Consider the following 24,757-nt stretch of genomic DNA (forward strand, 5'->3'; position numbering starts at 1 on the left):
TAGAATCTCCCCCAAAATATATTTTTTATTGCTGAATTTTGTTTATTATTTCATCACAAATTTTATGGCTTAGATAGACATTTCTCTGTCTTAAATCACTTGACGTTGTTATTTTGACCGATGTTATGAAATTAGATACCATTTGCTCAAAACCTCTAACATATAGTGGATTGTCCCAGTCATCAAATGAAAGTGTCTCAGTGCTGTTTTCTTGATATATCTTTAATTTCGTAAGATTTTCCAATACATAAGTTCCAGTGCTACTTGTCACTTCATATAGCTCTTGATTGGAGCCGCTATTCAGATCCATTGTCAGGTTAACGAGTGTTTTCGCAGTCTCCATTGTCACTGTAATCATCTCAAGTTTCCCATCAGTTTGAATCAGCTTACTATCACTCTTGAGGATCTTATCATCAAGCATATAAACGGCTGTATCAACAAGGTGAATAAAAAGGTCATAAATCACAAATCTTGTATCATTAATCGCATTGACACGATTCTTTTGCAGTGAAATAATTCTTTTATTTTTGACATTTTTTAACCTATTGACCATTGGAGCAAAACGCCTGTTAAAACCAATCATTAATATTTTTGATTGGTTCAACGCTAGCAGCTGCAACTCTTTAACTTGTTTCAAGTTTTCGCTAGCAGGTTTATCTATAAAAACATGAATTCCATTTGCCAAACATCTTTTAGCAAGTTCATAATGAGCGGCAGTTGCACTGTGAATAAAGCAGGCATCGATATTTTGTGCAATAAGCTCATCAATAGATTTAACAGTTTTTTTCAAATTATACTGTCTTGTTAGTTTATTTCGAACTTCTTCGTTTCGCGTTGCAAAAATAAAATCGGCTTGATCCCTTATTTTTGAATATGTTGGCAGATAAGCTTTTTGTGCAATATTGCCTAATCCTATTACTCCTATCTTCATTAAATACACCCTCCTCTTAAATTCCATTCTCTTTTTTATACTTAAAGCCTATCATATTTAGCAGTTATATAATATTTTAGTTTTTAAAAGAAGTTTTCGCTACATCCAACAAGATAAATAAGTTCTCTCATATTTACTTCCATACAAAAAAAGTGAAGTAAGTTGTTCATCTCAAAGATGTATCAACTTACTTCACTCATACTAACATATTTAAAACGTTAGCCTTTCTTCTTCGGTATAAAAATACCTATTAGCAGCCAAACAAAGACAATATAGGGAAATGTATTCATCGGCCACGCTGGAATCGGCCACAAGTTACTATAAATAGGGAAAACCATCACTAGAATTGCGATAATAGGTACAATCAAAAATAAAATATTATTTTTACTTTTCTTCCGAAAAAATGCAATTGCACCAACACTTACTAAAACATACACCAATAATAAGGCAATCACACCAATCGTTCCCAAATAATTATAGTAATCTCCCGCACTAACTCCCATGCCAATTCCAATTATGGCATAGAAAATCAAGGAAAGTATCGTTATCAAATCAAGTGCATGAACCGGTGTTTTCTTCGCTCCTTTTAGCTCGCTCATCCAAGACATCAGATAGCCCTCTTTTGATAGTGCTTGAATCATGAAAGCACCAGCATTCAAAGCACCAAAATAACAGGCAAAATAACTTGTAACAGAAGCAAAATCAATAAAAATAGCCATCCATGTACCTACATATCTTATCGATAAATAATTCAATGGAGCTGATGAATTCTGCATTTTTGCAATATTAGCTGTTCCAAAGCCAATAATCTCTGTATAACTGACAATAAAATAGAAAATCATTGCAAAAGCAACAGATCCAAAGATTGCAACGGTAATTGCCTTAGCTGGTTTCTTTGCCCTTGGTGCAATTGTTGCTGCACCTTCAAAACCCGCAAATGACATCAGAGCAAAAATCATTCCTGCCCCGATTCCAGAAAATGTTCCATTTGCCGGATTCAGAGGTCTTGCTGTAATTCCAGCATCGCCGCCTTGAATTAATATTGCTGCTGTCAAAACAATCAGTGCACCAACTGCAAATAATTCCAAAATAATTGCAAATTTTGTAGAGAATTCAATTCCTAGATGACTCAAGGCACCACCAATTAGCAAAACAGCAATAACGTATAGGTAAACCGGAAGATTAATATTGAAATGCTTGAAAAAAACATCCAAAAAATTACCAACTACCGCTGAACTGCTAAATGCAAATGTTACGTATGTTAAGACAAGCAGCCAGCCAGAAATAAATCCAGTTTTTTCTCCTAAGGCTTTAGCATTATATGCATACGCTGATCCCTCACCATCGATGTTTCTTCCTAATGTGACAAAAGAAATACCAACAAATAATATTCCCAAGCCTGCCAGCAGGAATCCAAGTGGTGCAACAACTCCTGAATTTGCTACTGCTCCGGCTGTATTGAATGCCATTGCCCCAGTTGGTGCTAACATAGCTACTGATAATCCCAATACTTCCAGTAGTGATAGTTTTTTATTTTTCATTTTTCCTTTCGTTTCTCGCTTTCAAATATAAATTAGTACTTGTTTGATAGCAGATCATTCTGATCCATTGTTCCTTTTGTTCAACCGGAATATTCCTCAGCTTAGCAAAATGTTGACTTAACGCTTCTTTGAATCTTCTAGCTGCAACACCATACATCTCAGGGTAAGTACTTGCATCTGATGCAAATAAGTAACGCGAATAGGGTGCTAACTCAAGTGCCTCATCCAAAACACGTTCGACTGAGGCAGTGCCCAACGGATTAATCAAAGAAGTATCAAAATATAAATTTGGAAATACACTGGCAAGATAGCCTGCCTCACGATGATATGGATAACAGTGTAACAAAACAACTATTAGTCCTTTCACGCTCCATTCATTCAGAAAAGGACGCATCAATAATGGATTTCCTTCAAACATATCTGTATCAGCATCACCGTACCCCACATGGAATTGTAGAGGCATTTTTTGCTCGACTAAAACGGGTGCAAGGTTCCATAAAATAAAACAAATAAGCGCTGCATCGGTCAAACGCGTGTTTCCAGATTCTTTCCAGTTAATAAAAGCCTCTCTTGCCTTTGCAGTGGCTACTTTTTTAAGCCTGAGTCCGAAGCGATATGCTGCAATCGACTTAAAGCCCACGAAACCATTTTCCTTGGCACTTGCAACATCGTTTTCCAGTGCTTGCCACCATGTTTCAAAGTCCGCCTCTTTTTGCATCCATGTCTCTGCATGCGTTTCTATTCGATAAATCGTCCGCACTGTGACACCTGTTATCTCCTGTGTTTCCGTGATGCTCGTTATGGGATTAGCTGGAACAAAACCTGTATCAATTAAAAGCATTTGATAGTTATAGTGTTTAAAAATAGAGTGATTATATTCTATATATTCCTGACGTGTAAAGGGCTGTAAGAAATTCTGATCATCTTTTTTGTAAAAACTCTTTGCTTCTTCCTTAAATGACCACCAAGCTAACCTATTTTTAGTATCTTCAATGGGATAGTTATTATCAGCTTCAGTCGAAACTTGAGCTAACCTTTCCTCTCTGTCTTTAACATCCACACTTATTAAATAATGGCAATGATGGTCTAGAAGCGGCATTGATTGAATAAATTCTGCTAAATCCATTTTTCCTCCTAGTATATATCACGATGTGCTGCTGCTATTTCTGCAGCAGTCTTTCCTTCAAAATAAGCAATATCACTCTCTTTGACTTTGGCATATGTTTCAATCCCAACATTTGAGAAAGTTTTGAGCATTACGGAATCTTCTTTTAGCGCAGCGAGTGCCTCACTTAAAGACTGCGGCAAACGACTGATTTTCTTTTCTTCTCTTTCACCTTCTGTCAATGTTTCTGGAACTACATCAATTGGTGTCAAAGGTGTGCTTTTATTCTTAATTCCATCTAAGCCTGCGCTCAGAATCCCAGCAAGTGCCATATAAGGATTAGCAGTTGCATCACTTGCTTTTAGTTCAATGTTCATTGAACTGGCCCTGTCGCCCCTAAAAGTTGACGGAATTCTAATCGCTGCTTCTCTATTGTCTTTACCAAATGTTGCATAAGCAGAACTCCAGTGACCCGGCTGCAATCTTTGATAAGAATTAACTGTTGGACAAGTGAGCGCAAGCAGCGCATTAATGTGTCGTAATAGTCCAGCAACAAAATAGTAACCAACTTGGCTTAATTCCAATTGATCCTCCTTATCATAAAGGACATTCGTCCCATCCTTCCATAATGACATGTGGATATGAGCACCATTAGAAGCCGAATTCAAATTTGGCTTGGGAGCAAATGTTGCATACAATTCAGTAGCTGCAAAAAATTCTTTTATAACTCTTTTTAATCTGATCTCATTATCCCCAGCAGTGAGCGGATCAGTTGGAGCAATCGGCAACTCATGCTGTCCTGCACCTGCCTCTGGATAATACTCAACCGGACTTATTCCAATTTCACGCAGGTTTTTTATAAGTTTTGGCAGAAAATGATACGAATTATCCATTGCTTCAGCTGCAAAACAAATCTTAGGGTTGTATGGCTCCAACGAATTATCTGGCTTTCTTTGATACAAGGTAAATTCACTTTCGTATGTCATTTTTATCTCAAAACCAAGCTTTTTATATTCAGCAACAATTGCTTGTAAAGAAACACGTGGATCAAATTCCATTTTTTGATTGTCTTGATCCCTGTAATCGCACATCATTGTCGCAACAGTTGGCGCATATGGCAATATTCGAAGTGACTTCAAATCTGGAACTAGTCGATATTCTCCAACTGCATTCATACCAGCAACAGAAACAATTTCATCGCGCATTGTCGAAGCTGGCATTGCCTTTGTAATTCCCATGCCAGCACTCAAATGATTTCCCACTTCAGAAAGAAACATCGTCTTTCCACGAGGAATACCAGTATAATCTACATAAATAAATTCTAGAAGCTCAATTCCCTGTTCATCTAAACGGTCGATTATATTTTTAATATTTTCTTCTAGCATATTCTTGCCTCTATTTTTTGATGGCTGATCGCTCTACAAAGTCTGTGAACAACTTGAATTGTTCTTTATCATTTTGCCACAAGTTTTCTGGATGCCACTGGACGGCAAGAATCTGATTACTGTTCTCTGATTCAACTGCCTCAACTATCCCGTCAGGAGATATTGCAGCTACCGTCAAGCCTTCTGCAACTTGTTTGATTGCTTGGTGATGTCTTGAATTAACCAAAGAATTATCCCCTAATAAGCTACTTAGTCGCGAATTGTCCTCAATTTTAACATGATGTGTTTTGAAATGGCCTAAGGTTGCTTGAGCATGTTGGATTTTCACATTGGGATTTTGTGCCTTTAGATCCTGATAAAGCGTTCCTCCCAGAGCAACGTTTAAAACCTGAATTCCACGACAGATTCCCAATATCGGTTTCCCAACTCTTATTGCTTCTTTTATTAACGCAATTTCAAATTTATCCTCCATTCCAATAGTCATTCCAATTTCTGGAATAGGTTCTTCACCATAAAATAATGGATCAACATCTGGTCCGCCCGGAAGCATTAGCCCATCAATCATTGCAACTATATCTTGAATTGAGTCTTCAACATCGTCAAACTTTTCAGGAAATGGCAAGATGATTGGGATACCACCTGCCGCATAAATTGCTTCTTTTACATCATGTGGAGCATATGCCAAATAATCTCCAGGCATTCGTGGATTTGTTTCAATTAATTGATCGCTGGGCATTCCAATAATTGGTTTCATAAGTGGTATCATCCTTTCTATAAGTGAGCGTTACTTATCATATCATAGTAATAAATTAACTTAATTACAACTATCAATTATTAGCATGACTGCATAAATCAGCTGCTTTTGCCTAAAAGAGCGAAACAAAAAAGTTTTGACTTATGCAACAATTTTTGGGGAAATCAAAATAATGGAGCCGAATCAAAATTTAGCTTTTGATCCAACTCCATTTGGTAATTCCAGATAAATATATTTCACTGAGCTGATTAATATTCGGATTTCAAAGAAACTTGTACGCTTATTTTAACCCACAATAAATCAGCCAAGTGTACTATAGTGATTAAATAAATCAATAATCATTGTGCCCTTAAAATCGGTTAGTGGCTTTCCGTCTAGTGTTACCTTAAAAATTCGATAATAATCTTGTAAATCAGGCACCTCCAGCTGTTGACGGGCAACAAACTGATCCTCTGAGCTATACTTAATTTCTTCTTTAACTCCTTGATTAAAATATTGAATAATTAACAACACAATCGCCTCTTTTTAATAATCGATTTTAGATTTGCTTCAAAATAGTTGATAGAGCTGGCTGCAATTCTTCACTAATATTATATTGTTTTCTGTATTCTTCGACTGTATCCTTGCCAAAAATATCTTCATCAACTGTTACAAAACTTGTATCAATTGGATCTACATTCTTAATTTTGGCATCAACTACGATAGGTTTGGTGTTTCCACTTGCTTGTAGCTCACTAATCTTCTTCATAACGTTATTCAACTCACCAAGATTCGTTACCGTAAAACCAATTGCCCCCATATCCTCAGCCATATGTGCCCAATCTGCTCCTAACAAATCAATTCCATAAAGTACTTGATTTGCCATCAATTTTTCGTGCTGAATGAATCCAAATGCTTTATTTTCAAGTATTACATTGATAACTGGCAAGTTATATTTAACTTCTGTCAGTAAATCAGGCATTACCATTGCGTATCCACCGTCTCCCGAAATTGTCCAAACTTCACGATCTGGATAGCTGAGCTTACCTGCTAGACCAGCCGGCAGACCAAAACCCATTGTGCCGTACCATGCCGACATTGAGAATCTTTGCTGCTTGTCAAATGGTAACTGACGAATTGCCCATTCAGTGTTATTACCAACATCGAGTCCAAAGACTGCATTATCATGCGAATTTTCTTTAATCGCACGCATTACTCCTTCTGCACTCAGACCTGCCTTGTCATCAGAAGCAAGCTCATCTAACCAGTTATCCCAATTTTGCTTATTAATTTGTGAGGCCTTGAGAAATGTTCGTTCTTCAACCGAAAAATCTGACTTTAGTAATTCCGCTAAAAATAATTTAGAATCTGCCAAAACTGTGATGTCTGCATCTCTTTGTTTTCCCAAATCAGCTAAATTGTTATTTACTTGAATAAACTTTATTGTTTCTGGCAAATATCTTACAAATGGGAAGTTAGTCCCAACAAAAAGTACAAGATCACTCATTAATCCAGCTTCAAAAGCTGGTTTTGTGCCTAAACGCCCCCATGATCCCATGAAGTTTTTGTGGTTTGTAGGCATTACTCCTGTCGCTGGGGCAGTAGATAAGACTGGCAAACCGAATTTTTCTGAAACTGCAACGACCTCTTTGCGTGCCCCATAAGCTCCTTTGCCGACCCACAAAATAGGATTTTTTGCTTCTTTTAGAGCATTTAACACGGTTGTGACATCTGCTTGCTTTGGAACTACTTGAGTTGTAGTTGCCCTCAATGGTTTGGTCTTGAAGCCATTAAAATCAATTTCTTGTCCTGACAAATCATCAGGAATAATCACGACAGAAACAGATTTCGTCGCGTATGCAGAGCGAACGGCCTCATCAACAACATAGGGAATCTGTTCAGCACTAACAACCTGCTTATGAAATTCCGCAACATCCACAAACATTGGATCTTGGTTCATTTCCTGGAAAAAGTTTGTATTCATAACTCCTGTTGCAGATTGACCAACAATTGCTAATGTAGGCACATGATCCATCTTTGCATCATACAAGCCATTCAATAAATGAACCGCACCAGGCCCAGCAGACCCAAAGCTAACACCTATTTTTCCAGTTAACTTAGCATCGGCTGCGGCTGCTAGTGCTCCTACTTCTTCATGTCTAACTTGAATATAATTTATTTTTGCTTTTTCTTTATAAAAACCATCAACTGTATTATTGATTGAATCTGCAGTAATGCCATAAATGTGATCGACATCCCAATCAATCAATACCTTTGCTAGTGCCTGTCCGGCTGTCATTTTTGCCATAATAATTCCCTCCAAATAAATATTTGTACTTTATGTTATTTTGTTGTTACCTTTTTTATTACAAATTCCACTCTAACACCTTTATAAATGCTTTTCAATAGTAAGTTTATTTTTTTATTTTTACAATAAAAAAAAGACCATATTAAAATTTAATTTTAATATAGTCCTTCATTGACCTTTATAATTGTACTTTACAACTCAAAGAAGCTCAAAGTTTCCGTTCAATTTTAAATTATTATGACAAGGAAAACGTTATGTTCCTAATTTTACGCCAGCAATCAAGTACTAACCATTTGCATTAAGCTTAAGCTCCCACAAAAAACAGTTGCTATAGTTGCTTTTAATAAATGTTACTTTTTTTGTTTCTTGTCGTTACAAATTAATCATTTAATAACTTCTGCGTTGTCTGCAGCTGATACATCTCATAGTATTTACCCTGTTTCGCCAAAAGTTCATCATGTGTCCCTCTTTCAATAATTCTTCCATCATCCAGAACCAAAATCTGATCCGCATCACGTATTGTTGATAATCTGTGGGCTATCACAATTGTTGTTCTGCCAGCCCTCATCTTTTTAAGACCTTCTTGGATTAATAATTCTGTTTGCGTATCAATATTAGCGGTTGCTTCGTCTAATATCAAAATCTTGGGGTTTCGCACAATTGTCCTCGCGAAAGATAATAATTGTTTTTCACCAGCTGAATATGTTGCTCCACGTTCTATTACTTTTGCATGATACTTTTTTGGTAATTTCTCTATAAACTGGTCAGCGTGCACAAATTCTGCTGCTTTTCTAATTTGTGCATCCGAAACATTTTGGTCAAACATCCTGATATTTGATGCAATATCCCCATAAAATAGAAACGAATCTTGTAATACCAAACCAATTTTTCGCCGTAACTCCTTTGTACTGAACTCTCTGATGTCTGTTCCATCAATCTCAACTTTACCCTTAGCAAATTCATAGAATCTCATTAAAATATTAATTGTGGAACTTTTACCACTACCAGTATGTCCAACCAATGCAATTGTTTGCCCAGGTTCAACTGTAAAGCTAATATCTTTCAAGACATCTTTGCCTTGTTCATAAGCAAATGTAACATTCTTAAACTCAATTCTTCCTTTTGTAATTTGACTGTCTGAGTTCTCATCCTGAACCGGTGCTAAAGTTTGATCGTCCATAATTCGCAAAATGCGGCTTCCTGCTACCATCCCATCTTGAAAAACAGTCAACGAGTTCATTACATCAGACATTGGGTTAAAAAAACTTTGAAGGTAGGACAAGAATGCATATATTACACCCGCCTGTACGAAACTCGTCGTTCCACTTATTCCAAAGACCCCTAATGCAATCACTTCAGATAAGATGAATAAGAGTGTTATAACCGGATTGAGTAATAATGAATTCACTTTGATCATTGCCAACCTCATCTTGAGATAATCTCCATTTGTTTCTTCGAACTCTCTTAAAATTCTGTTTTCTTGCCTAAATTGCTGAATAATGCTCATTCCTAACAGATTTTCACTCAACTTTGCATTGATTTCACTCAGATACTCTCTCATCTGACGATAAATTTTTGAGCTGTATAATTGATAATATATAATTACTACAATAACGATTGGTAAAAATAACAAAATTATTAGTGCTAACTTCATATTTGTAAAATACATGGCTATAAAAGCAGAAGCACTTGAAAAGAAAGTCACAATCAAGGTTAAAAAGAGCATCCAAAAATCAAATAGTGTTTTGGTATCATTGGTGACTCTAGACACTATTGAACCAGCAGGTACCTGATCAAAATAATGCATGCCCAAGTGATGCAGTTTTGCAAATAGCTTGGTCCTGATCAATTCAAGTGTACGTTCTGAACCCATAGAATAGCAGAAGTTTTGGACAAACTGTGTAAATGCCTTGATAATGGTGCCTAAAAAATAAAGCCCCGCAAAAAAAAGCATGATATTTAAGGTCGCATTCTTATTGGTAAGAAAATGATCCATGTAGTATTGCAATAACTTTGGCAACAGTATATTAACTACACTCAAAATTGCGGCAAAGGCTATGGCGGTAATAAATTGCCATTTGAATTCAATAGCAAACGGCAACAACCTTTTCAAAACTGTGAATTGTTCCTTCAAACTCATGGTTTTTGCCCATGCAGATTTTTTCTCCACTACTTATCTCCTTCTTCCATTTGCTGTTCTAACTGCTGCATCTCATAAGCCTGCTCATACCAACCCTTCTCATTAATCAAACTTTTATGCGTTCCTCGCTGGGAAATTCTACCATCCTTAATTACTATTATCTCTTGCGCACTCATTACACTGCTCAAGCGGCTGGCGACTATGATGGTCGTCTTGTCCGCGCGAAGTCTCTTCACTCTTCTAAGAATATGATTCTCCGTCTTGGCATCGACTGCAGATAATGAATCATCCAGAATTAATATTTCTGGATTTAGTATCAAGGCTCTCGCGATTGCCAGTCGCTGCTTTTGACCTCCTGAAAGAGAAATCCCCTGTTCTCCAACTTGTGTTTGATATCCATCTGGCAATTTCAGGATGTCATCATGCAGATCAGCAATGAAAGCCGCATTTTCGACTTCCATAATACTTGCATTCGGTTTTGCAAATCTAATATTCTCAAAAACAGTTGTGGAAAAAAGAATACTATTTTGTGGTACATATCCAACTGAAGGTAAATAAACATCTAACTTGTAGTCTCTAATATCTACGTTATCTACCTTGATACTTCCATCATAACTGTCAAATTGGCGTAAAAGAAGTTTCAAAATCGTTGATTTTCCAGCTCCAGTTTTCCCGACAATTCCAAGAGTCTGGCCATTTTTTATTTTAAATTTAATTTGTTGGAGTGCTACCTCGTCTGAATCAGGATATTTAAATTTGCCAATCTCATAATTCACATTTCCCTGAGGTGCTTTTGTAACAGGATTAAAAGCTTCAGTGATTTTACTTCTTTCAGAGAGTAATAATTGAATTCTATCATAACTTGCACTACCCAACTCAATGATATTAAATAAGCGGCCAATTGCGAACATTGGCCATATTAGGATCCCAATATAGGAAATAAATGAGATTAACTGTCCAATCGAAATTGTATTATTAATTACAAAATATCCACCAAGTACGATCGTCGCAACATATGCCAACCCAATTATTAAACTTGTTACAGGATCAAATAATGAATCCAAAAAATTTGCTCGGCGATTGGCCCTGATCACTTCATCCACATGAGCATCAAAATCATCAATATCTTCTTGTTCTTGTCCAAGTGCTTTTATTACTTTTATCCCTAAAATACTTTCCTGTGTTTTATTATTAATAGTTGAAAACTCTGACTGTGCTCTATCATAAGCACTGTGAATTATATTACCCAAAATTCGTGATAGTACCGCTAGTAAGGGCAACGGAATAATTGCTATTAGAGTTAAGCGCCAATTAACGAAAAACATCATTGCAATGATTGTTGAAACACCGGTAATTATTGAATCTGCAAATGTTAAAATTCCCACACCTGCGACCTGTTGAACGGCAGTGATATCATTTGTTGCATGAGCCATTAGATCACCAATTCTATATTTTTGATAGAAAGTCTCATCCATTGCCGCAAAATGAGTTACTAATCTTGTTCGAATCGTTTTTTCTAGCAATGCTGCACTCCCCCAAATGTAGCTTCGCCAAAAATACCTGAAAAGGTACTGCCCAATTCCAACCAGCGTTAGAGCAGCCAAGAAAAAAAACAATTTTTGAATTGTTAGTTGATGTTGCTGAATACCGTCCACCACGCTACCAATTATTTTTGGTGGAATAATATTGAGCACGGCAACTAGTAATAAATATAAAACTCCTAGTAAATAAGACTTCTTTTGCTCCTTAAAAAACCATGATAATTTCAGAAAAATCCCCATTTCTTAATCCATTCCCTTCAAAAAATCACACTAAAATCAAGAATAAAGACTATTGTCAAATGAATTAATTATATAATTAATTTGGCAAAACTAACTGTCTCTTTTTGCAATAACATCAATAATACCCCTTGATCATTATAATCAACAAATTTTCTCATCCAAATTACTCTTAAATTTTTTGAGGGAGATTGTGGTTAAATACTACACATCGATTCCTCTAATTTCTTCACGATTCAAATAATAACAAAAAGGACTACCCTATAAGAAAATAGTAGTCCTCACCGTACTTTCATTACTTGATTCTTTTACGTCTCAAAAATCATTCACATCTAAAACTGTATAACTTCTTTTGTCGTAGCGATTACGACTTGTCGCATATTCAATATTTTTTCCATTGTTCAACCAAACAATCTCTTCGAACTCTAGCATTGGATCTGTCTCTTTTGCATTCAAATATTTTTTATCATATTCATTAGGCAACCCCGCTCTAATCTTCCTATAAGCGCCACCAAATTTGAGTTTCAAATTCTTGTGCAAATATCCGTAAATTGAATTCTTTAATACCTCTTCATTTAGCCCAGGAACCAAATCAACAGGCATAAAAGTGTGCTCTAATATTAAGGGATCACCTTCAAGTATTCTTAACCTGATAATCTCATAAACAGGACAATTTTTTGAAATATCCAACTTTTTTTGAATATCTTCTGATGGAAACTTAACATTAAAACTTATGATTTTGCTCTCAACTTTTTCCGCACCTTGTTGTTCTGTCATTCCATCAAACGCATTAGCCGGCGAATCACCCACTGCTTTAATAGGAATATTTCCCAACACAAAAGTTCCCAAGCCAGATTGCTTGTATATTAGCCCAGAACTTACAAGTCTATCTAATGCCTTTTTTATAGTCATACGACTTACATTAAATTCTTCAGCAAGTGTATTTTGATCAGGCATTAACTCACGTGCTGGATAGGTACCCCTAAGAATTCGTTTCTTTATTTCCCCTGCAATCACTAGATATTTTGCTTTTGTTGCCATAGTTAAGATCATTCCTGTTCACTCTGATTTGGGTCTACATTGTCAAACAAACATTAATTAGTCTCCTACTTAATAATAATATGTTAAGAGCAGTCAAAAAGCAAAGGTCTAAATATATTAATCCAATTCTTGCCCATTAGATTCAATTACTTTTTTATACCAATAAAATGAGTCCTTACGTAGACGTGCAAGTGTTCCTTTTCCCTCATCATCCTTATCTACATAAATAAATCCATATCTTTTCTCCATTTGACCGGTACCAGCAGAAACAATATCAATCGCAGACCATGGAGTATATCCTAGCAAATCAATCCCATCTTCCAGAACAGCCTTCTTCATTTCAATTATATGTTGCCTTAAATAATTAATTCTATAATTATCATGAATTTCCCCGTTTTCAACTACATCTCTTGAACCAAATCCATTTTCAACAATAAATTGAGGAAGGTGGAAACGATCGTTAAACCAGTTCATTCCATAGCGAAGACCTTCTGGATCAACTGACCATCCCCATTCAGATACTTTTAAAAATGGATTTTGGACATCATTTTTATAATCATCATACTCATATTCTGGATTGTCATCAGTTGCTTTAATCGTCTTAGACATATAATAACTAAAGCCAAGATAGTCGACCGTTCCTTTTTTTAGATTAATCAAGTCGTCATGTGTAACATCAGTAGTATACCCTTTTTTCTTTAAGAATGCTTTCATAAATGTTGGATATTCTCCAGTAACATGGACATCGGCAAACCAGTATCTTTTTTGCATTGCTTTTTCAGCCATCATAATATTTGCAGGTTTTGAGTCCAAGGGATATAAAGGCACCATTGCAATCATGCACCCAACCTGTAATCCTTTATTAATTACGTGTGCATGACGAACCGCGATTGAACTAGCTACTAACTCATAATGTGCGGCTTGATACATTACTTGTTCAGCATTTTCACCGGATTTTACCTTTATTCCAGAATTTGTAAATAAACAAAATTCATTATTGTATCCAGTTTGGTTATTAATCTCATTAAAAGTCATCCAATATTTCACTTTATTTTGATAACGTTTAAAACATACATCAGCAAAATTAACAAAAAAATCAATCATTTTTCGATTCCGCCAACCACCATATTTCTCAATTAAATAATATGGTAATTCAAAGTGTGATAATGTTACAATTGGCTGGATATTATATTTCAAGCATTCATCAAATAGATCATCATAGAATTTTAATCCCTCTTCATTTGGTTGCTTTTCATCACCTTTTGGAAAAATTCGCGTCCATGCAATTGAGGTTCTAAAACATCTGAACCCCATCTCAGCAAAAAGTTTAATGTCTTGCTTATAATGGTGATAAAAATCTATCGCTTCATGATTAGGGTAATTTTTTTTGTCTAATACACCATCAGTGATGGTGCGATTTTCACTTGCTGAACCCGCAGTCATAATATCGGCTACTGATATTCCCTTCCCCCCTACTTTCCAACCACCCTCAAATTGATGTGCCGCAACAGCCCCACCCCATAGAAAATCATCGTTTAACACACTCATCAAAATCTCTCCCTTTCTTTTTTGTAATAAAAAGGAATGAAAGTCACAATCACAGTGATTCTTCATCCCCTTTTGCAACTAATTATTTTCTTTGGCTAATTTCTCATATAGTTCTATAATTTCCTGAGCCAGATCCTTAAAAGTAATTGCAGTCATTAAATGATCTTGTGCATGCACCATATATAAATTCACTTCATTATGGTGACCCTGTGCTTCTTTTGTTAGCATATCAGTTTGTACATTATGTGCTTTACTGAGTGATTCATTTGACTTAGTTAAAAAATCATTTGCTTCAGCAAAATCACCTTGTTTGGCCGCTCTAATAGCTTGCACAGCAAATCCTTTAGCGTTGCCTCCTTCTATAATGAGTCCCATAATTACTTCCATATTGTCAGAATTCATTTTAATTACCTCTCCATTAGTTCTTCTGCAAATTTCAAAACGTTTGCGCCATTCATCATTCCGTAATCAGCCATGTTGATTACATCCATTGGGATTCCTGCTTCATCTGCTTTTTTTTGAACAGTCTCTCTCATATAGGCAACTTGAGGCCCAAGTAAAAGCACATCTGGTGTATTTGTTTTGAATTCTTGATCAATATCTGCAGTTGATTTTGCGAAAATTTCGTAATCCTTGCCGTTTTCTTTTGCTGCAACCTGCATCTTTGAAACAAGCAAAGACGTCGACATACCGGCTGAACATGCGAGCATAATTATTTTTTCTGCCATTCTAATCATCCATCCTTTTTTTATTTATTTTTTGCAGCATTTTCCTGTTCTTGTGCTAGCAAATAATTATCATATTTTTTAGCAAATGGGAAATAGATTGCAGTTGACATTACAAGTACAATTGTTTGCCAAATTGCCATCTTCCAACCACCAATTAAGAATCCAGAAATGATAGGAGGTGTTGTCCAAGGTGCCGCAACACCATTCAGCGGTGGAACAATCCCAAAATAGATTACCAAATATGTTGTCAATGCAACAATTACAGGTGTTAAGAAGAATGGAATTGCCAAAAATGGGTTCATAACAAGCGGAAGTCCAAATAAGAATGGTTCATTGATATTAAACAAAGCGGGAATAAACTCAATTTTACCAATTGATTTCATTTGCACTGATTTAGCAGCATACAGTGTAAATACTACCAATCCAATCGTAATACCCGAACCTGTTAAATTAATAAAGTTGTTATAAAATTCATTTGTAACAATGTGTGCACCGTTAGCCAATGATAACTGATTATGCTGATACAAATTTGCATTATCAAACGTATTTGGTATCAACAGGCCGCTTGTAATAGCTCCCATAATTAGCCCACCATGGACTCCAAAAAACCAGAAAAATGGCACTAGCAAAGCAATTATTAATGCCCCACCAAGTGAATCTGATAAACCTTGTAACGGTGTTTGCAATAACTTATAGATTAATTGCAAAACATCAGTGTTCATTACACCTTTGAAGAACGCATACAGTAACATTGAAATAATAAGAATAACACCGGCAGGAATCATTGCTGTAAACTGATTAGCAACATTCGCTGGAACTTGTTCGGGCAATGTAATCTTCCAACCCGCACGCATCATTGCTGAATATGACCATCCCACAAGTATTCCAATAATAATTGCTGCAATCATTCCCTGACCACCCAGCCATGTTGTATTGATAACACCCGTAACAGGCGATTCCAAATAAGATTGGACAACGTGTGGTAATTTATCAATGTTTTCACTCAACTTAACCCCTGAGTAGATAACATTACCTGCTGCATCTGTAATCCCGGACCCCGATTTACCCATTGCACTAGTTAACGGATTATCAACCTGTAAAAATTGCAACAATAGAAATGATGATAATGAAGTAAGTCCTGCTGGTAGTGCTTCATATCCTTCATTCCTAACATACACATATGCAATTCCAACGGAGGCCCAAATCGATATGAACCCAAATGAAGTTGTGTATGCCTGATTAAAGAATTCTGACCATCCCGAAGCTTTTAAAGCGCTTGCAACAGAGGGTATCGGAATATTTGATAAAATCAAGAAAATTGATCCTATGATAATAAATGGTAATGCATAAACCATTCCATCTTTCAATGCAGTAACTGGCTTTGTATTGACGAACTTCATTATTGGAGGTAACACTTTATTATTTACAAAATCTCCAAACTTTTTCTTTGCCATTATAATTCATCTCCATTTTTTTCAAGAATTGTCTTAAACCAATAAAACGACTTTTTAGGCACTCTCTTCAGTTTCTTTAAATCATAATTTGTCCGATCAACATACACTGCCCCGTAACGTTTTTCCATATCGCCATGCGAGCTTGGAATATCTATCAAACCCCAGCCTAGATATCCTAAAACTTTTGCACCATCAATGAAAATCGAATCTTTCAGTGCTTTAATATGATCTTGATGATACTTGATCCTCACATTATCTTCTATTTGATTGATTCCATCCCAATGCTCACGCAGACCAATTCCATTTTCTATCGGAAAAACTGGTAAACGATAGCGATTGTATATCTTTGTTATGACATTTCTGAATCCAAGCGGATCAATAGTCCAGTTCCATTCGTTGGTTTCCAGAAAACGATTAAGTTCTCCACCAAACTTCAGATAATTATTGGGTGGTGTCCCTTTAGGGATCTTATCAGCATTTATAACATCCGTACGATAGTAACTAAATGCCAAAAAATCCGCATGCATTTTTGAAATAACTTCCATATCCTCAGGTAAAAAATCACTGTCAATTTTGTGTGTTTCAATAAAATGCATAACCTCATTAGAATAATGGCCATTTGTGAATGCATCACATAGATTATTGTTCATAAACTCTTGAATTTTTCTAGCAGCAAAAACATCATTTGGTTTTGATGTAGCAGGATAAACCTCTTCATATGCTAACATGCCCCCCAAAAGTAATTTGGGATAATTATTATGCAAGTATTCATCAATCTCAGCATGTGCCACCATTGTATGATGAAAAATTTGATACATTTCGGGGACAGTCTTTTCACCTTTTAAATATCCTGAAATATTAAAAACCTCCTCCTGAAAGTAGAGGTTGTGTTCATTAAAGGTTATCCAATATTTCACTCTATCAGCAAAACGGTCAATAACTTTCTTGGCAAACCTCACAAATGCATGCTGAGTGTTACGTGATAAAAAACCATTTTCCTTTTTGGCCAAATTTAATGGCATATCAAAGTGATACAAGCATATCATCGGTGTGATTTTTCTCGCTAACATGGCATCAATTAATTTGTCATAAAAGGTAAACCCCTCTTCACTAAATTCCCCATCACCTGTTGGATTACATCTAGACCAAGATATCTGAATACGATACATATTGAAGTGCATCTCTTTCATTAAATCGAGATCTTCTTCATATCTATGGTATTCATCAATCGCAACTTTCCAGTCACTAGCATTGTTGGTTGCTTTTCGCACATCATACACTGATTTTCCTTTACCACCGATATTCCATGCTCCTTCAGTTTGCATACTTGAAACTGAATTACCCCAGAAAAAATTCATTGGTAACTTCCGTACATTCGACAACTCTAATCATCTCCTTTTTCAAGCGCTTTCACATCCTAGGAATATCTAAAGTTTAGTTGTTTACTTTGCAAATGTCAATACTTTTTCTATAAAAGTATAGTCTTTTATAAAAAGCAACATAACTTAACTTACTGCGTCCTATAGACCGCATCATTTAATACTTTAAACAAAATGCTTGCAAAATCGTCTAATAATCTCCATAATTAGTGAGCGATTATCATATGCTTGTTAGTGCAATTTTTTAGTCAAATTAGAGATAGAGGAGTGTATTTTTAGTGCCAACAGAAAACACCGATTTTTGGAAAGACATCGTGGCTAATACTACTGATAATGAGGGGAATAAGCGGCCATTCATAAGCCTTGCACCCATGGAAGCCGTAACAGATACTGTTTTTCGACGAGTTGTAGCTCAGGCTTGCGCACCGGACGTATTTTATACAGAATTTACTCATGCCAGATCAGTAACCCATCCACAAGCAAAATTTTCTGTACAGGGACGTTTATATATTGACCCATCAGAAAAACAAATTCCTGTTGCTCAATTATGGGGAGATAAAGGGGAGGATTTTGCCAAAGCCGTGCAAGAAGTAACAAAACTTGGGTATCGTGCAATTGATTTGAATATGGGCTGCCCAGATGGAACGGTTGTTAAAAACAATGGCGGCAGTGACTTGATTCGCCACTTTGATAAAGCAAAAGAAATCATTGCATCTGCAAAGACTTGCGGTTTGCCAATCAGCGTAAAAACTAGATTAGGTTTTAGTGATACTAAAGAATTTGAAGAATGGATTCCATTTTTATTGAAACAAGATATCCGTGTCTTAACGGTTCATCTTAGAACTCGGCAAGAGATGAGTAAAGTACCAGCACATTATGAATTTATTGATAAAATTATTGCAATGCGTGATGAGATAGCACCTCAAACGTTGATTCAGATTAATGGTGATATCAGCAATGCGGTTGAGGGACTAGAACTTGCGAAACAGCACCCAGGTATTGATGGAATCATGATTGGTCGCGGAGTGTTCGCAAATCCATTTTGTTTTGAAATTACACCGCAACAACATACCCTTGCGGAAACATTCAACTTGTTGCGTACTCAACTTGATCTCTTTGATGACTTCTATGCACGTTTCGAGTCACGTAAGTTCGTTGCTTTACGCCGCTTCTTTAAAATTTATGTTCGTGGCTTACGAAATGCGCATCAGCTTCGTGAACAATTAATGAGTGCCAAAAGTACAGATGAGGTTCGTGCACTTCTTGATGACTTAGAGGCTCGTCAAGGAACAGATGTGTTAGATCCACGTTTTCAAACATTAAATAATTAGTTACCTCTTAAATAAACATTAAAAGAGACTGGATCTTTTTAGCTTTTGTGGGTGTGCCGCAAAAGTTATGTTTGACCCAATCTCTTTATTTAATTACATACAAAAGTGTTCTATTTTGCAAGTTAGCATATATTCATCTAACTTCAAATTACTCAAAATCCAATCATTGATGTACTACTCACTACTTGTCAATTCATTATTTCCCGCAAATTTATTGCCTTGTTGATAAATTTGAAAATCACTGCACCAATAACCTGCGCCACTAGTTGACCACAAATCAAATAAACATAGGTAATTAATAATGGTGCTTTACTAATGTAAAAGAGTTCAAGTGCCACAAAAATCATTCCTAAAGATACACACATTCCCACAACCAGCAAGCGAATATTGATATTTTTGATTTTCCTATTTATAAAAATTGCAATTGCTAGTCCCAAACCAGTTACTCCTAATCCGACTGGAATATCAATCAAACCGAACGGGCTCATAAGTAAATTGGCGACAACCACACCTAAAACCATTCCCCAATAATATTTTTTATTAAATGCTACTAGTTGATATAATGCTGTAGCAATCCTTACTTGAATAACTCCAAACGAAAACCTTGAAAACATTATAGTAACAACCACGTAAATTGCTGCTAACACAGCATTTATAGCCATAGATCTTATTTTATTTCCACTCATTTATTTAACCCATCCATTTATTTTTTGTCTATAATTTGCTAACTTTATTCCCAGTCAATCTGAGTAGCATATTCAATTGGATCTTTCAAACCGTTTTCTTTAAATGCTCTGATACGATCTCGGCATGTTCCGCATTTGCCACATGATACACTATCAGTCTCATAACAAGACCGAGTCAACTCAAATGGAACATTTAGATCCGTCCCAAGTTTAACTACACCCGCCTTATTATTTTCGATTAACGGTGCGATTAAAGTAACTTTGCCAGCCGTACCAGCAGAGATAGCCGAGGCCATTGCTCCAAAAAAAAGAGGTGAACAATCTGGATATGCACTTCCGGCAGCATCATCTGAGTGGGCGCCATAGGAAACTTCCGCTAACTCTTGACTGTATGCAAGTGCAGCAGCCTGTGACAACATTAATCCATTTCTAAATGGAACATATGTATCAACTGTTCCTCCTCCACTTTCTTTAAGAATTTCTCCGTAACTTTTATGCTCAATCGGTCCATTACCTTGCAAAAGTGTTGAATCAGAACCCTGGAAGATTTGCGTATCGACACTTGCGATCACTATTTTTACGCCAAAATAATTTGCAACGTTGCGTGCATTTTGAATTTCACTAGCATGTTTTTGACCATAACTAAATGCTAATGCGATAACATTTTCTTTATTATACTTTTTAATAGCCAGCGCAAGACAAACAGCAGAGTCCATCCCACCTGACAATAATACAACTTGTCCCATAGACTGAACTCCTATCTGATTGAACGACCGTAATTTTGAATGTTACCTAAAAATTGTAACTTTCTCTGAAAAGCCAATTGTTCAATCTCATTATTTGAAAAATCCGGATTTACACGATTTACAAAGGGATATATTGAAATTCCTCCACGAGGAGTAAATAGTCCAAAAACTTCAATATACTTAGGGTTCATTAGTTTGTATAAATCATCCAAAATAATATTCATGCAGTCTTCATGGAAATCTCCATGATTCCTAAAACTAAATAAGTATAATTTAAGGCTCTTGCTTTCGACCATTTTTTCAGTGGGAATATATGATATAAAAACATTGGCAAAATCAGGCTGCCCAGTCTTAGGGCAAAGGCTTGTGAATTCATAACCATCAAATGTAACAAGATAATCATTTTCAGGATGTTTATTTATAAAAGTCTCAAGGACTTGAGGGGTGTAATCTTGAGGATATGATGTGTGCTGCTTTCCTAGTTGTGTTATGTCCTCCATTTCACTAGGCATTCTTGAAGGACTTGTAGTTTTATTCATTTATATTATCTCCTTTTTGTTTTTTTCCGGAGGTTTTAAGGATGTACCATACTCCGCTATAGTGTGAATAAAAATTCCAACTATTATAATATACAACAAAAAGTAGCATATTTATATAAGAATCTGAATATGCTAATATAAAGAAATTATTTTATTTAATCATATGCTTTCCATGTGCTCGTTCATTTTGAAGCCGCCCTTAATATCCAAATCCTTAATTCGATAGAAGTCAGTTTTTGAAATAGGATAGAAGTGAAGATAGTCGCCCGCTTCATACCTCGTTCGAGGATTGCGTGGATTATATAATTCAATCGGTGTTCTGCCTATTATTCGCCAGCCACCAGGTGATTCAACCGGATATATTCCTGCCTGTTTCCCAGCTAGAGCAACACTGCCCGCAGGAACCTTGGCTCGAGGACTTTCAAGCCTTGGCATCCCGATTCTGTCAGGTGTCGTTCCAAGGTACGGATAATAGGGCATAAAGCCTAACATATAAATAAAATAATTAACTTTTGAATGTAATTCAATTAAATTTGCAATACTCATATGTGCAAAAGATGCAATTTCTTCAATATCGATTGCAAATTCACGATCATAACAGACGGGAACCTCAATAATTTTTGCTCTTGCATCTTCCTGAGAAAAGTCGAAATTATTAATCACAGTTTTAAGCTGTTCAACAATTTCTCTAAAAGTAATCTTAAAAACATCAAAATTTATCATTATACTACAATAAGCAGGCGTTACTGCAGTGATATAAGGAATCTTATTACTAATAATTTTTGTCAGCTTATGAATTATTAAATTTTCGGTGATATCAATTTTTTCTTCAAAGTGGATAAGAATTGTTTGCTCCCCAACTGGAACACAATCGTATTCAATCATATAAATTTTTCTCCTTATAAAATTATATAATAATTAGAATTTCCATAATTAATGATAAACACACACTTTTAAAATTGTCTACTTTATAATCGTTTAAATATAAGCATTTATTCTAAGCTTTCCAAAATATAATATAATCTTGTCAAAAATTATATAGTCATATAAATAACAATGTTATAATTTGTTTTAATTCAATTATAATTTAATTTCAAAGGAGTCTTTCAAATGGTCAAAGCCTTAAATAATAATGTCACAAAGAATCTTCAAAGAACTGGCATTCGTCGCTTCAATGAACTTGTTGCCAAAGTACCTGGAGCAATCAAACTAACGGTTGGTGAAATTGACCTACCTACACCAACAAATACCAAACTTCGTGGAATTAATGCAATTACTGAAAATGTTACGAAATATACTCCTAATGCAGGTGATCTTGAATTAAGAACCACCATTTCTGAGTATCTTGCAGCCCATTACCATCTAAACTATTCTGCAAAAGACGAAATCATCGTAACAGTCGGTGGTTCCGAAGCAATCGACACAAGTTTTAGGACAATTCTCGAACCCGAAGATGAAATCATCATACCTGCACCTTGCTTCCCTGGTTATCTTGGATCTGGCATCTTATCCCAAAGCAAGATCGTCCTAGTTGATACAAGTTCTTCTGGTTTCAAATTAACGCCAGAACAACTAGAGAACTCTATTACAGATGCAACTAAACTCGTCGTCCTAAACTATCCTAATAATCCAACTGGTTCCATTTTGACGACTGAAGAACTTGAAGCACTAGCAAAAATTATTATTAAGCATGATTTGTATGTCTTAACTGATGAAATGTATGCAACGCTAGTCTATGACGGAATTGACATCGCTCCATCAATTGCTGCAATTGATGGTATGAAGGAACGTACAATTATTGTTAACGGTGTTTCAAAATCCAGTTCAATGACCGGCTGGCGTGTAGGCTACATTGCAACCTCGGCTGCAATCGTTGAACAGGCATTAAAAGTCCATCAATACGCAGTTGCAAGCCCTGCTTCAATGGCACAAAAGGCTGCAATTACGGCATTAACAACCGACTTTCCTGAAACACAAAAAATGTCCGCCTTATTCGAGCATCGTCGTGATGTACTAGTATCATATCTAAGCAGGCTCGACTTAAAATTCAATCGTCCTGTAGGAGCATTTTACTGTTTCCTAGACATCTCAGAATTTGGGATGGATTCTTGGAGCTTTGCTGAGAAGATGCTGTATGATTACAAATTGGCGGTAGTACCAGGAAATTCCTTCTCAGAATATGGAGATAATTATGTACGGCTTTCCTTTGCTGTCGATGAAAAGATTATTGTTGAAGCAATGAAACGTTTGACAGCGGGAGTCACTGAATTAAGAAAGAGGAATGTTTGACATGCAATTAGTTTATGTTGTTGATCCAATCGCCGATGATGGTATTATTTTACTTAAAGAAAAAGGCTTTGATGTATTTTGCTTGCCCAAATCACAGTCATTTGCAGAAAGTCTAGAATCAATCGAGCCTGCCAAAGTAACAGCAATGATAATTCGTGCGACCAAAATTACTCCTTCCGAGTTAGCGTTATTTCCAAATCTGAAAATAATTGCTCGTCATGGAGTGGGAATTGATAATTTGCCACTTGATTATATTAAGAAAAATAAAATAAGGTTAACCTATACACCAGGGTTTAATGCCATGTCAGTTGCAGAATTAGCATTAACGCTTATGCTTGATTTATTAAAAAAAATTCCAGTTAACCGCAAGGACAACTTTTATGACGGTGAACTACTAGCAGGTAAAACAATTGGTTTGATTGGTTATGGTAAGATTGCACAAAAATTGAGCCTTGTTTTGCGACCTTTTGGGGTCAATCTTTTAGTGTACAATCACCGTCCAAAACAACTCACATATGGAACTCAAGTTGATTTAGATGAAATTGCTAAAAATTCTGATATCGTCAGTCTGCATATTCCCGCAACGCCTGAGACCAGTCGAATAATCGACAAAAGTTTTTTCAACAAGATGAAACCAAACGCTTTTTTGATCAATACAGCGCGCGGAGCATTAGTTGATAGTGACTCTCTATATTCTGCTTTAACTGAACATAAAATTGCAGGCGCCGCATTAGATGTTTTAGATTCTGGAGAATCTCATTCAACTGAAGAATTTCAAGCATTTAAGAATGTTATTCTTACTCCACATATTGGTGCAAGTTCACTTGAAGTCTTGCAACAATCATCATTAAGGTGTGCTAAAGAGATCCTTCTTTTCGAAAATGGAGAACCACCTATCCAAAGTTATTTTTAGATAGTGCTGCCTAAAACATCAATAATTTTGCACGCTAAATGCTAATTTGCGAATTGCATTCTTTTGCATCATGGTAATCTGAAATGAATAATTTTCAACTTACGGAACTATCCGAAATAAGAAACAAGAGGCTGTGACATAAGTCTCCATAATAAAGGCCGGTTTGGAAAAATCTTTGGTTT

At 35.9% G+C, this 24,757-nt stretch carries 22 protein-coding genes; 3 read left to right on the plus strand and 19 right to left on the minus strand.

Annotated features, from left to right (window positions below; all coding sequences use genetic code 11):
• Positions 1-25 precede the first annotated feature (25 nt).
• The 15 genes from IV36_RS08175 to IV36_RS08245 form a co-directional block, all read right to left on the minus strand.
• Positions 26-931, minus strand: coding sequence for a Gfo/Idh/MocA family protein (locus IV36_RS08175; protein WP_056991650.1), 906 nt, complete (start codon positions 929-931; stop codon positions 26-28).
• A gap of 218 nt (positions 932-1,149) precedes the next feature.
• Positions 1,150-2,472, minus strand: coding sequence for an APC family permease (locus tag IV36_RS08180; protein WP_056991651.1), 1,323 nt, complete (start codon positions 2,470-2,472; stop codon positions 1,150-1,152).
• Positions 2,462-3,598, minus strand: coding sequence for an amidohydrolase family protein (locus IV36_RS08185; protein ID WP_056991652.1), 1,137 nt, complete (start codon positions 3,596-3,598; stop codon positions 2,462-2,464). The genes IV36_RS08180 and IV36_RS08185 overlap by 11 nt, the downstream gene beginning before the upstream one ends.
• 8 nt (positions 3,599-3,606) lie before the next feature.
• Positions 3,607-4,962, minus strand: coding sequence for a glutamine synthetase family protein (locus IV36_RS08190; protein WP_056991653.1), 1,356 nt, complete (start codon positions 4,960-4,962; stop codon positions 3,607-3,609).
• A 10-nt stretch (positions 4,963-4,972) separates the two neighbouring features.
• Positions 4,973-5,716, minus strand: a complete 744-nt coding sequence (locus tag IV36_RS08195; RefSeq protein WP_056991654.1) for a gamma-glutamyl-gamma-aminobutyrate hydrolase family protein — start codon at positions 5,714-5,716, stop codon at positions 4,973-4,975.
• Positions 5,717-6,016: 300 nt separating this feature from the next.
• Positions 6,017-6,229 carry a hypothetical protein gene (locus IV36_RS08200; RefSeq protein WP_420864923.1) on the minus strand — a complete coding sequence of 71 codons (213 nt, stop codon included), beginning with the start codon at positions 6,227-6,229 and terminating at the stop codon, positions 6,017-6,019.
• A 25-nt stretch (positions 6,230-6,254) separates the two neighbouring features.
• Positions 6,255-8,003 carry a thiamine pyrophosphate-dependent enzyme gene (locus tag IV36_RS08205; RefSeq protein ID WP_056991656.1) on the minus strand — a complete coding sequence of 583 codons (1,749 nt, stop codon included), beginning with the start codon at positions 8,001-8,003 and terminating at the stop codon, positions 6,255-6,257.
• Positions 8,004-8,382: 379 nt separating this feature from the next.
• Positions 8,383-10,173: an ABC transporter ATP-binding protein gene (locus IV36_RS08210; protein WP_056991657.1), complete on the minus strand. Its 1,791-nt coding sequence runs from the start codon at positions 10,171-10,173 to the stop codon at positions 8,383-8,385.
• The gene (locus tag IV36_RS08215) at positions 10,173-11,924 is read right to left on the minus strand and encodes an ABC transporter ATP-binding protein (protein ID WP_056991658.1); all 1,752 of its coding nucleotides are present in this window, start codon (positions 11,922-11,924) and stop codon (positions 10,173-10,175) included. The genes IV36_RS08210 and IV36_RS08215 overlap by 1 nt, the downstream gene beginning before the upstream one ends.
• A gap of 312 nt (positions 11,925-12,236) precedes the next feature.
• Positions 12,237-12,962: a GntR family transcriptional regulator gene (locus tag IV36_RS08220; protein ID WP_056991659.1), complete on the minus strand. Its 726-nt coding sequence runs from the start codon at positions 12,960-12,962 to the stop codon at positions 12,237-12,239.
• Positions 12,963-13,079: 117 nt separating this feature from the next.
• Positions 13,080-14,510, minus strand: coding sequence for a 6-phospho-beta-glucosidase (locus tag IV36_RS08225; RefSeq protein WP_056991660.1), 1,431 nt, complete (start codon positions 14,508-14,510; stop codon positions 13,080-13,082).
• A gap of 78 nt (positions 14,511-14,588) precedes the next feature.
• The gene (locus tag IV36_RS08230; protein ID WP_056991661.1) at positions 14,589-14,912 is read right to left on the minus strand and encodes a PTS lactose/cellobiose transporter subunit IIA; all 324 of its coding nucleotides are present in this window, start codon (positions 14,910-14,912) and stop codon (positions 14,589-14,591) included.
• Positions 14,913-14,917: 5 nt separating this feature from the next.
• Positions 14,918-15,238 carry a PTS sugar transporter subunit IIB gene (locus IV36_RS08235; RefSeq protein ID WP_056991662.1) on the minus strand — a complete coding sequence of 107 codons (321 nt, stop codon included), beginning with the start codon at positions 15,236-15,238 and terminating at the stop codon, positions 14,918-14,920.
• A 20-nt stretch (positions 15,239-15,258) separates the two neighbouring features.
• A complete protein-coding gene (locus IV36_RS08240) occupies positions 15,259-16,692 on the minus strand; it encodes a PTS sugar transporter subunit IIC (RefSeq protein ID WP_056991663.1) in 1,434 nt (477 codons plus the stop codon).
• Entirely contained in the window at positions 16,692-18,074 is a 1,383-nt protein-coding gene (locus IV36_RS08245; RefSeq protein ID WP_056991664.1) for a glycoside hydrolase family 1 protein, read from the minus strand. Before IV36_RS08245 ends, IV36_RS08240 begins: the two co-directional genes overlap by 1 nt.
• Positions 18,075-18,349: 275 nt before the next feature.
• Between IV36_RS08245 and IV36_RS08250 the strand changes: the two genes are divergently transcribed.
• The gene (locus tag IV36_RS08250; RefSeq protein WP_056991665.1) at positions 18,350-19,402 is read left to right on the plus strand and encodes a tRNA dihydrouridine synthase; all 1,053 of its coding nucleotides are present in this window, start codon (positions 18,350-18,352) and stop codon (positions 19,400-19,402) included.
• Between the two features lie 188 nt (positions 19,403-19,590).
• Here IV36_RS08250 and IV36_RS08255 read toward each other — a convergent pair whose 3' ends face one another.
• The 4 genes from IV36_RS08255 to pxpB all read right to left on the minus strand — a co-directional run bounded on the left by IV36_RS08255 (position 19,591) and on the right by pxpB (position 22,258).
• Positions 19,591-20,088 (minus strand): QueT transporter family protein, encoded by a 498-nt coding sequence (locus IV36_RS08255; protein ID WP_056991666.1) that lies wholly within the window; start codon positions 20,086-20,088, stop codon positions 19,591-19,593.
• A gap of 44 nt (positions 20,089-20,132) precedes the next feature.
• Positions 20,133-20,834: a 7-cyano-7-deazaguanine synthase QueC gene (gene queC, locus IV36_RS08260; protein WP_056991667.1), complete on the minus strand. Its 702-nt coding sequence runs from the start codon at positions 20,832-20,834 to the stop codon at positions 20,133-20,135.
• Positions 20,835-20,845: 11 nt separating this feature from the next.
• Complete coding sequence (gene queF, locus IV36_RS08265) at positions 20,846-21,373, minus strand: preQ(1) synthase (protein ID WP_003691497.1); 528 nt, start codon at positions 21,371-21,373, stop codon at positions 20,846-20,848.
• Positions 21,374-21,532: 159 nt separating this feature from the next.
• On the minus strand, positions 21,533-22,258 hold the full coding sequence (pxpB, locus tag IV36_RS08270) for a 5-oxoprolinase subunit PxpB (protein WP_056991668.1): 726 nt from the start codon (positions 22,256-22,258) through the stop codon (positions 21,533-21,535).
• Positions 22,259-22,483: 225 nt separating this feature from the next.
• Between pxpB and IV36_RS08275 the strand changes: the two genes are divergently transcribed.
• Complete coding sequence (locus tag IV36_RS08275; RefSeq protein WP_056991669.1) at positions 22,484-23,662, plus strand: pyridoxal phosphate-dependent aminotransferase; 1,179 nt, start codon at positions 22,484-22,486, stop codon at positions 23,660-23,662.
• A gap of 1 nt (position 23,663) precedes the next feature.
• Positions 23,664-24,575, plus strand: coding sequence for an NAD(P)-dependent oxidoreductase (locus tag IV36_RS08280; protein WP_235810285.1), 912 nt, complete (start codon positions 23,664-23,666; stop codon positions 24,573-24,575).
• Positions 24,576-24,757 lie beyond the last annotated feature (182 nt).

Source organism: Liquorilactobacillus mali, assembly GCF_001437155.1.
Classification (GTDB): Bacteria; Bacillota; Bacilli; order Lactobacillales; family Lactobacillaceae; genus Liquorilactobacillus; species Liquorilactobacillus mali_A.

Coding starts and splice junctions, on each gene's coding strand:
- IV36_RS08240 (WP_056991663.1), bottom strand. CDS start 16,692: ATGGCAAAGAAAAAGTTTGGAGATTTTGTAAATAATAAAGTGTTACCT.
- IV36_RS08280 (WP_235810285.1), top strand. CDS start 23,664: ATGCAATTAGTTTATGTTGTTGATCCAATCGCCGATGATGGTATTATT.
- IV36_RS08235 (WP_056991662.1), bottom strand. CDS start 15,238: ATGGCAGAAAAAATAATTATGCTCGCATGTTCAGCCGGTATGTCGACG.
- IV36_RS08225 (WP_056991660.1), bottom strand. CDS start 14,510: ATGAGTGTGTTAAACGATGATTTTCTATGGGGTGGGGCTGTTGCGGCA.
- IV36_RS08205 (WP_056991656.1), bottom strand. CDS start 8,003: ATGGCAAAAATGACAGCCGGACAGGCACTAGCAAAGGTATTGATTGAT.
- IV36_RS08180 (WP_056991651.1), bottom strand. CDS start 2,472: ATGAAAAATAAAAAACTATCACTACTGGAAGTATTGGGATTATCAGTA.
- IV36_RS08255 (WP_056991666.1), bottom strand. CDS start 20,088: ATGAGTGGAAATAAAATAAGATCTATGGCTATAAATGCTGTGTTAGCA.
- pxpB (WP_056991668.1), bottom strand. CDS start 22,258: ATGATTGAATACGATTGTGTTCCAGTTGGGGAGCAAACAATTCTTATC.
- IV36_RS08190 (WP_056991653.1), bottom strand. CDS start 4,962: ATGCTAGAAGAAAATATTAAAAATATAATCGACCGTTTAGATGAACAG.
- IV36_RS08275 (WP_056991669.1), top strand. CDS start 22,484: ATGGTCAAAGCCTTAAATAATAATGTCACAAAGAATCTTCAAAGAACT.
- IV36_RS08175 (WP_056991650.1), bottom strand. CDS start 931: ATGAAGATAGGAGTAATAGGATTAGGCAATATTGCACAAAAAGCTTAT.
- IV36_RS08230 (WP_056991661.1), bottom strand. CDS start 14,912: ATGAATTCTGACAATATGGAAGTAATTATGGGACTCATTATAGAAGGA.
- queF (WP_003691497.1), bottom strand. CDS start 21,373: ATGAATAAAACTACAAGTCCTTCAAGAATGCCTAGTGAAATGGAGGAC.
- queC (WP_056991667.1), bottom strand. CDS start 20,834: ATGGGACAAGTTGTATTATTGTCAGGTGGGATGGACTCTGCTGTTTGT.
- IV36_RS08215 (WP_056991658.1), bottom strand. CDS start 11,924: ATGGGGATTTTTCTGAAATTATCATGGTTTTTTAAGGAGCAAAAGAAG.
- IV36_RS08220 (WP_056991659.1), bottom strand. CDS start 12,962: ATGGCAACAAAAGCAAAATATCTAGTGATTGCAGGGGAAATAAAGAAA.
- IV36_RS08185 (WP_056991652.1), bottom strand. CDS start 3,598: ATGGATTTAGCAGAATTTATTCAATCAATGCCGCTTCTAGACCATCAT.
- IV36_RS08195 (WP_056991654.1), bottom strand. CDS start 5,716: ATGAAACCAATTATTGGAATGCCCAGCGATCAATTAATTGAAACAAAT.